Origin of the sequence: uncultured Sphingomonas sp., from assembly GCF_964237335.1 — a bacterium.
GTDB lineage: Bacteria > Pseudomonadota > Alphaproteobacteria > Sphingomonadales > Sphingomonadaceae > Sphingomonas.
Genome location: NZ_CAXSHM010000066.1, coordinates 1 through 8,626 on the forward strand (window position 1 = coordinate 1; position 8,626 = coordinate 8,626).

Consider the following 8,626-nt stretch of genomic DNA (forward strand, 5'->3'; position numbering starts at 1 on the left):
AGGCGCAGTGAATCACCTTCGGCCGGATGACGCCAGGGTTATTGGGGGTGCCCAGCTTGGTGAGAGTCAGGTCGGCATGCTCCGCCATCACTCGCTTGCGAAGCGCGTCGAGGGCCTCGGCTTCCTCTCGAATCTTAGCCTTGCGATCGTCGGGCGCGTCAGCGGGGAATGCAAAAGCCGTCGCGCATTTCGTGTTGTAGACCGGCGTATTCCCAACGCCGTGACGTCCGCCAAGGCGGGAAGAAAAGAGAGCGTGAAAACGCGAGCTCATAACGCCGAGAACATATGAATCGTCGCTCGCAATGCACCGCAGCTTCTGGTCAGGGAGAGTTTTTGAACTTAGGAAAACGAAGTAGCGGGTGGGTGAATTCTCGACAGTAGCGATGTAATAGACAATGCCTTTTAGTCCTGCCCTAAGTTCCTCACGAGACGCTTCAAAGCGCCACCATTCATTCCGAAGACGAGGATTGCGCTCTTGGCTGCGCTCGGGCTTGGTATGGTTTAGCAGATACTGATAAGCTGGCTCGGACGCGTTCCTGACCCCCTGCTCTGTGTCAAAAGAGTTGAAGTCCAGGACCCGAGCGCCACGAGCCCGTCGAGCTACGTCCTGTCCATTCAGATAGAACGGCGCATACTTGTTAAGCTGCTCCTCGTCAGAGAAAATCTGTCTCGCCTCGCCATCACCTAGGATCAGCGATCGTGCATAGGGCTTCATACCCGCATGTACGATGCGATCCCACGCCCTAAGTTCCTTTAGAGTCGAAGTGTCAACAGACGGGGATAGATCAGCGGAAATGACAGCCCGGCGCGAAGCGATTAGGTCGCTTTGATCCAGAACCGTACCGTCTGGCACCCGCGCCTTAGGATTGTCGTGATCGGGGCTGGTCAGAAGCATTTTTGACGCGTGGCCCGCTCCAGCCACGACCGTGAATGCCACACGCACACCTGCATCGGCCTCCTTCCCTGCCCAGGGGTGATCGGGGATTGCATGAACGATTTCGAGATCGTCTCCCAGCGCTTTGGCTGTAACCTCACGGTTCTGTTCCATTCTCATGCGGCTGGTCGCGATGAGGCCAAACCGACGAGCACCTGCCCGGACGCATCGAGCTGCCTCGCTCCAGAAGTACATGACGAGATCAACGTTGCCGGGAATACGAGGAAATGCAGTCCTTAAGGCATTCGCGTAGCCGTCGCCCAGCAGCTCTCGCGTTTCTCTGCTCGACACGAACGGCGGGTTTCCAACGATGAAGTCGGCCTTCGGCCACGTCGCCCGGCGCGGCTTGACGTAACGGTAGACCTCCACCCGCGCCACCTCGTCCGGCACCGGTTTGCCGGTAACGGGATGCGGCTTCATCGTCTCGCCATCCCAGCGGCTGACGGGCGCGCCGGACGCATCGCGCTCCAGCACGCGCTCGTCATATTCGATCAGCGCGTCGCGGGTCTCGATGGTGCGGATGTCGCGAAGGATCGGCTCGGGCGGTGGACGGTCGGCGCCGTTCACGCGGAAGTGCCACTGCAGGTAGCCGATCCACAGCACCAGCTGCGCGATGGCGGCGGCGCGTGGGTTGATCTCGATCCCCAGGAAGTTCTCCGGCGTGATCGTATGGCCGGTCAACTCGGCGAGATACTGGTCGTCGCCGAGGTCGACGAGGAGGTCGAGCACCTCGCCCTCCAGCTCCTTCATCCGCGCCATCGCGACATAGAGGAAATTACCCGTGCCGCAGGCGGGATCGAGCACGCGGGTCTGGGCGAGCCGGGTGTGGAAGGCCTCCACCGTGCGGCGCGCCTCCTCGGCCTTGCCCTGATCGATCAGCTCTGACGCGGCGACGCGTACGCCGGCCCAGTCGGCGCGCAGCGGCTCGATAATCGTCGGCCCGACCAGCCGCTCGACATAGGCGCGCGGCGTGTAATGGGCGCCCAGCTTGGCGCGTTCCTTGGGGTTGAGCGCACGCTCCAGCAGCGTGCCGAAGATGGCGGGCTCAACCTCCGTCCAGCGATGCTCGGCCGCCTGGATCAGCACCTCCAACTCCTCGGCGTCGAGCGGGATGGCGGTGCGATCCTTGAACAGATAGCCGTTGAACTTGGCGACCGGCACGCCGAGCGCGGGCGAGAACTCGCCCGCGTCCATCGCCGCCCACAAGGCGGCGAGCTGGTGCTCCAGATGCTGCGGCGCCGTCCGCTGGTTCTTGAGCAGGTTGGTGAAGCTCTTCTCCGGGATCAGCCCGCTGTCCTCGGCGAACATCGTGAAGAGCAGGCGCATGAAAAAGCCGCTCGTGCGGTCGGCCGTGTGGCCGCGCTTCTCCAACCGGCGGGCGACCGTGGCGAGCAGGTCCGCTATATCGCGCGTGACGCGGGCTGCGCGCGCGGTGGGATCGAGGCTGGCGGGCGCGTCCCAGATCGCCGCCAGCCGCTCGCGCACCTCCGGATCGCGCAGATCGTTGAGCATGATCCGGTAGCGCGAGCGATCGGGAAACTGGGCGTACGACTTCCCCGTGCCGGAGAAGTCGGCATAGACCTCGATGCAGTAGCCGATATCCGCCGCGAGCAGGAACGGCGGCCAGCCGTGGTCCGTCGGCAGCGCCTTAGCGTAGCGCTCGGCCTGGCCCTTTGCCTGCACCATCGCTTTCGCCCAACCAGGCGTGCCGCGCCGCGCAGTGCCGCGCTTCAGGCGCACCGATGCGGTCTGGCCGAATAGGTCGAGATCGTCCTCGCCGCGCTCGGCCGCGGCGCGATCGGCCTCGCTTCCCTGCTTGGCTTCAAAGATGAACGCGCCTCGCTTGTAGCAGTCGATCCGGCCGAAGCTGACGGTGTCATCGCCATTGTCCTGGAACACGCGTCGCTCGAAGACATAGTCGTTCTGGGCATCGTCGGTGCGACTGCCGTGCGGCGGCTCCACCCCGATGAGCCGGCATAGGCCGTTGATGAAGCTTTGCGTGTTCGCGAGCTCCGATCCACCTGTGTCCCGCCACTGCGCAATGAACTGCTCGACGTCAGAAGATTCCCCCATGCGAGTACCTTAGGGTGGGGGCAGCCGTTTGAGCAACACCGTCAGAGGCAACAGCGGCAGCCGCACCCAGCGGACAATTGCGTCGGTGAACGAGCGTCCAGTTTCGGGGAGGGCTTAGGCCGCTCGGAATGACCATTTGTGGGTCTTCTCAGACCTGATGCCCCTCCGCGGCGGTTAGGCCGGCCCCGCGCTCCTGGTCGGGCCGACGGGCGATCCAGATCGTGTAAGGCCCACGTTCCTCCCTGCCGGGGTCGTTGACCTTGATCTCCTCAGCCAAAAATCCTGCATTGTTTAGTCGGGCAAGGAAGGCGGGATCATCATACGCCGACCAGACCGCCAGCACGCCGCCGGGCCGCAACGCGGTGTAGGAAGCGCGCAGGCCCCAATTGCAGTACAGGCGATCGTTGGCGACGTCGATGAAGCCATCGGGGCCGTTGTCGACGTCCAGCATGATCCCGTCGAACCCACCCGGCGAGGCGATGATGACATCGTGGACGTCACCCACTTCGATGGTCAGCCGCGGATCGTCGAGCGCGTCGCCGAATAGGTGGGCGAGCGGACCTCGTGCCCACCCCAGCACTTTGGGCACCACTTCCGCGACGACGATCGCGGTGTTCGAGGGCAGTTCTGCCAAGGCTGCGCGTAAGGTGAAGCCCATGCCCAAGCCGCCGATCAGGACGCGGTCGCGCTGCTTCCTCATGCGGTTAATCGTCAGGTGCGCCAGAGCCTGCTCTGACTCAGCGGCTTCGCTGCCCATCAACTCGTCGTCACCGAGCTGGATCGAGTAGGCCGCGCCGCGGCGCAGAAGCCGCAAATGACCGCCGTTCCCGACAGGAGCCGTGTCGATCAGTTCATCTAACGCGTCGGCGCCGTCACTCTGAGCCTCGTCGCGGAGCGCAAGATCCTGCGTCAGTTCGGCTTCCAAGCCGCAAACGTCGCTGGCGTCGGTATGGTGGCGTCCAGTTTTCTGCGGCGTGCCGTTGCCAGCAAAGCACGTTTAAGCCGCTTGTTAGCGGTTCGAAGATGACCCATAGTTTTCCTGAGATCTGACAGATGCGTCGTCGCCATAGCGGCGGATGCCAGCTGCCGGACGACGTTGCTCACTTTGTCGCAGAGTAGCAAGGGGCTGCACGCGGGTTCGATACGTTCGTCGAGCTGATGTAACGCCTCGGGCTCGGTAACCGGCTTCCACATGACTGGCACCAAGACCAGCGCACCCCGCTACGACGCGCTTCACCTGCGCTGGAAGGGGCTGTCGCTGACCAGCCCGGTCGTTGCGGTTATGGAGGTGGGATCAACGGACCCTTTGCGCGCTTGCTGGCGACGGCTGGCTGACTCGCACGGGCTTTCCTTGCGCCCAGACCGACGCGGCATGCAGTCCGTAGTAGAACGACATCAACGTCGCCAAGATGGCGACGTAGCGGACAATCACCGACGCTGCGGATCCCGATATGCTCGATACCGGCCCGCGAAACGAGCGCTGAAGATGGGTCTCGCCCTGCAGCAAGGTCGCGGCGAAGATGACGAGGACGGGGATATGGCCGACGACGTCGACCATGCCGAACTCCGGCATTGCCATGATGAAGACGAACGAGAAAATTACCGCGGCGATCCGGACGAGGACGGCGCGCCCGACTAGCAGGTAGAAGGCGAGGCTGAACTCGACGAAGCCGGCGATGGTAGCGACGGACGGAAAGGGGAAGCCGGCCGTCACGCCGGGATGACGCAACAGGACGGCGATGGTCCACTGCGGGAACAGAAACTTCTCCACCGCCGTCCACATGAGGCTCAGGCTTAGGCTGCCGGTGAGGATCGAGACGCGCCAGGACATCAGGCCGAGGCGGTGCCGCATCACCGGTTGTCCGAGCGCGATGTAAACCGCGAGACCGACGAAAAACAGGTAGTCGATCATGTAGAATAGGCCGAACCGCGCCACGCCGATTGCGTAGAGGGTGAGAAGCCCGCCGCCGGCCAGCAGCGACAGTCGCGGCACCAGCACCATACCTGCGATCGAGAGTTGCAGCAGTCCGACGAGGCGGTCCTTGTCGACCATCTCCGGCGTCAAAACAGACCCGGTTGCATCGTCGGCCCAGAGCACGACTGCGAGATCGCGCCACAGGCAAACTGCATAGATCGCCACCGCGACCCGCACGAGCACATCCACGATGATGTCGCTTCGCGGGCTGACGGTCGCCGATCCGGGCATGAACCGGGCGATGAGCGCGTCGCAACCGCCTCCAACCGCAACCAGTGCCGTGAACCCGACAAGGCAGGTGAAGTAGAGCGGTGACAAAACCTGCCCGAGCGGTGCTGGAGGAAGCGAGCCGTCGATCGGCCCGCAAAACCACTTCACGTGCGCCTGCGCCACGCCAGGCAGCAGAATGCAGCCGATCAGAGCCAAGCCACGAACCCGGCGCAAGCTGCGGCTGCCCAGGTCGTTCAAAGAAGACGTTCGTCGATCACCTTCTTGATACGTTCCGTGTCGATCATCGGACGCCTCTGGAGCACCCTCCTTTTCCGGCGATAGCTGGTTGCCCAGAGCCGTCCCGCCCATGCTGTGCAACGGGGGCCTTCACTCTGTCGGATCGATGAGGTGAGCGGATCTCCGGAGCCAAAGACCGCCGACAAACCCTCGAACGCCCTTTTGAGTTCTTTTGATCGCGAACCAGCTTGGCTTAACAGCTTCTCACGGTAACGGGACCTCTCCCGCGTCGCTCGCGAGATGGGCGGCCATGCCGCTGGCAGCTCCCGCAAGGGTGTGCGCGCAGTTGACGAGCGCGAAGTGGCTGAACGCCTGGGGAAAGTTGCCGAGCTGGCGACAAGTCGCCGGGTCGTACTCCTCGGCGAACAATCCGAGATCGTTGCCGTAGGAGAGCAGTCGCTCGAACAACGCCGTCGCCTCGTCCAGCCGGCCGGAGACGGTATAGGCGTCGCACAGCCAGAAGCTGCAGGCCAGAAAGGCGCCTTCGCGACCCGGCAGGCCGTCGCCGTCCGTTCCGTCGGTCAGATAGCGGTAGACGACGCCGTCGACGAGCAGGTCGCGCTCGATCCGGGCGATCGTCCCCTGGATGCGCGGATCGTCGGCGGGCAGGAAGCCGAGCGTCGGCAGTTGCAGCAGCGCCGCGTCGACGCGATCGGCGCCGTAATGTTGGACGAAGCTGTTGCTCGCCTTGTCGAAGCCCTTCTCGCACACGTCGGCGTGGATCGCGTCGCGGGCGGTGCGCCAGTCGTCGATCGGGCCGTCGAGGTGAAAGTCCTCTGCGCTCGCGACCATGCGGTCGAATGCCAGCCAACACATCACCTTGGAATAGACGAAGTGCCGTGGCGGGCCGCGCACCTCCCACAGCCCGGAGTCCGGCTGTCGCCACAAATCCAGCAGGTGGGTCGCGATCGCGCGCTGGAGCGGCCAGACGACGTCCATGTCCGGCAGACCGCCGCGTCGCGCGCCATCGAAGGCGGCAAGCACGGCGCCATAGACGTCAAGCTGGAGCTGATCGTGCGCCGCATTGCCGACCCGCACCGGACGGCTGTCCTCATAGCCCGGCAGATGATCGAGCTCGACCTCTGTCAGCCGCCGCTCGCCGCGCAGGCCGTACATGATCTGCAGCTTGTCCGGCGCGCCCGCGACGGCGCGCATCAGCCACCATCGCCACGCGCTCGCCTCGTCATGGTAGCCCGAGCCGGTGAGCGCATAGATCGTCAGCACCGCGTCCCGCAGCCAGCAGTAACGGTAGTCCCAATTGCGCACGCCGCCTGGCACTTCGGGAAGCGAGGTGGTCGGCGCCGCGACGATGCCGCCGGTCGGGGCATAGGTCAGCGCCTTGAGCGTCAGCAGCGAGCGCCGGACCGTGTCCGCATACGGCCCGTCGTAGGTGCACGCCGACGCCCACCGACGCCATCCCGCCTCCGAGTGACGCAACAGTGCGAACGGGTCCCGGGGAAGCGGCGGGGCGATGTGCGACGGGTAGTATTCGAGCGCGAACGCCAGCGTCTGGCCGGCGGTGACGGTGAACTCGGCTTGAGTGGCAAAGTCGACATTTGTGAGATCAATGCTGCTGCTCAGACGCACCGCGTCGGGCCCGGCGACCGCGTAGATCATCCCCTCCTTGCGCTCGACCCAGGGCAGCCATGCGCCATAGTTGAACCGCAGCCTGAGTTCGGTGCATAGCTCCATGGAGCCCTCGACGCCGCGCACGATCCGGATGAGTTCGTGCGTACCGCCGTCCGCCGGCGATGGCATGAAGTCGCATACGACGGCTTTGCCGCCCGCGGTCTCGATCGTTGTCTCCAGGATCATGGTGTCGGGCAGGTAACGGCGCGAGATGCGGGCATCGGGATTGATCGCACTGAGCCGCCAGCTGCCATGCTCGGGCGTGCCGATAAGGGAGGCGAAGATCGCATCGGAGTCGAACGCGGGCAGACACAGCCACTCGATCGCGCCGTCACGGTGGACCAGCGCCGCCGCCTCTGTCGACCCGATCAGCGCATAGTCTTCGATGAAGCGACGGGATGCGGCAGGTTTGTCGCTGGCGGACCCAGCATTTAGATGAATGTCAGCTAGTTTCATTACCTGAACCTAAACGAGCAGGCCACCTCCCGCACCTGCCTTCTTGATGGAGGCAGACTGATACCTGAGGGCTTCGCCGTTCCGCTCGGCGATCAGCAATAGCTACGGCGTTTATCGAGCTATATGGAAGACGGCGATCGCTGGAGAGCGCGACGGGAGCGTCGAATATCGGCTTGTGTGAAACACTTGCTAAACAACCGAGTAACATGGTTCTTACTCTAGGCACGCGCGCAGCTTGGAAAGCGCCCGGCGGATTCGGCTCTTCACGGTGCCGAGAGGCAAGGCTTCCCGGGTTGCCAAAGTAGAATAAGTTTCGCCCTGAAAGAATGCTGCCGCGATGAACGCGCGATCACCGGCCGCGAGCTCCTTCAAGCACTCGTGCAGTCGGCGATCGTTGCGGTCGGCGCTCGCAGCGTCGAACGCGTTTGGTCGATCATCGGCCGTCTCGGCTGCGAGTTCGATCGGCACGGTAGGCGACCGGCGCAGTGACCTCAGACGGTCAATGGCGCAATGCCGCGCGACGACGACCAGCCAAGCCGTCGGGGAGCCACGCGATGGGTAGTAACTGCCGGCACGTTGCCAAACGGCCAGATAGGCGTCCTGCAAGGCCTCTTCCGCGTCATGCCCATCGCCCAGTGCCCGGCGGCAGACAGCGAAGAGCCTAGCGGATGTTCGTCGGTAGAGCGTCTCCAGGGCGGCTCGATCCCCTTCCGCGACCTGGTACAACAGAGCGGCCAGCTGCTCACGATCATCTACGGAATTAGAAAAGGGGGCGAGCACCTTTCCGGCTTACCGCGTCGCTGCACCTGCGCAAAGCTAAGGATTGCGGACCGACTCCGAAGCCGTGGATCACCGCCGCTGCCGAACCAGATGCCATTGCTCCCGGTCTTCAACCTACAGCGTATGCAAATCGGCAAGCATTTGACACCCCGGCGAGGAGTATGCGGCGGTGGTAGATTGCGCTCGACATGCCATGCTTGCGGCACAGCTCCGTCACCGTAACTGCTCACGGGGTTGGCGCATGACGGCTTGATCAGGCGACTGCGAAGCTG

5 protein-coding genes are annotated in these 8,626 nt (G+C 63.9%); all 5 read right to left on the bottom strand.

Features of this window, described 5'->3' with window-relative positions; translation table 11 throughout:
• Nucleotides 1-3,007, bottom strand: a 3,007-nt coding sequence (locus tag ACFE65_RS16965) for a class I SAM-dependent DNA methyltransferase (protein ID WP_375383541.1), incomplete at its 3' end; no start/stop codon positions are given.
• 148 nt (nt 3,008-3,155) lie between these two features.
• On the bottom strand, nt 3,156-3,932 hold the full coding sequence (locus tag ACFE65_RS16970) for a spermidine synthase (protein WP_375383542.1): 777 nt from the start codon (nt 3,930-3,932) through the stop codon (nt 3,156-3,158).
• Between the two features lie 369 nt (nt 3,933-4,301).
• Nucleotides 4,302-5,450: a hypothetical protein gene (locus ACFE65_RS16975; RefSeq protein ID WP_375383543.1), complete on the bottom strand. Its 1,149-nt coding sequence runs from the start codon at nt 5,448-5,450 to the stop codon at nt 4,302-4,304.
• Between the two features lie 243 nt (nt 5,451-5,693).
• Nucleotides 5,694-7,574: a glycoside hydrolase family 15 protein gene (locus ACFE65_RS16980; protein WP_375383544.1), complete on the bottom strand. Its 1,881-nt coding sequence runs from the start codon at nt 7,572-7,574 to the stop codon at nt 5,694-5,696.
• Nucleotides 7,575-7,787: 213 nt separating this feature from the next.
• Complete coding sequence (locus tag ACFE65_RS16985; RefSeq protein ID WP_375383545.1) at nt 7,788-8,354, bottom strand: sigma-70 family RNA polymerase sigma factor; 567 nt, start codon at nt 8,352-8,354, stop codon at nt 7,788-7,790.
• Nucleotides 8,355-8,626 lie beyond the last annotated feature (272 nt).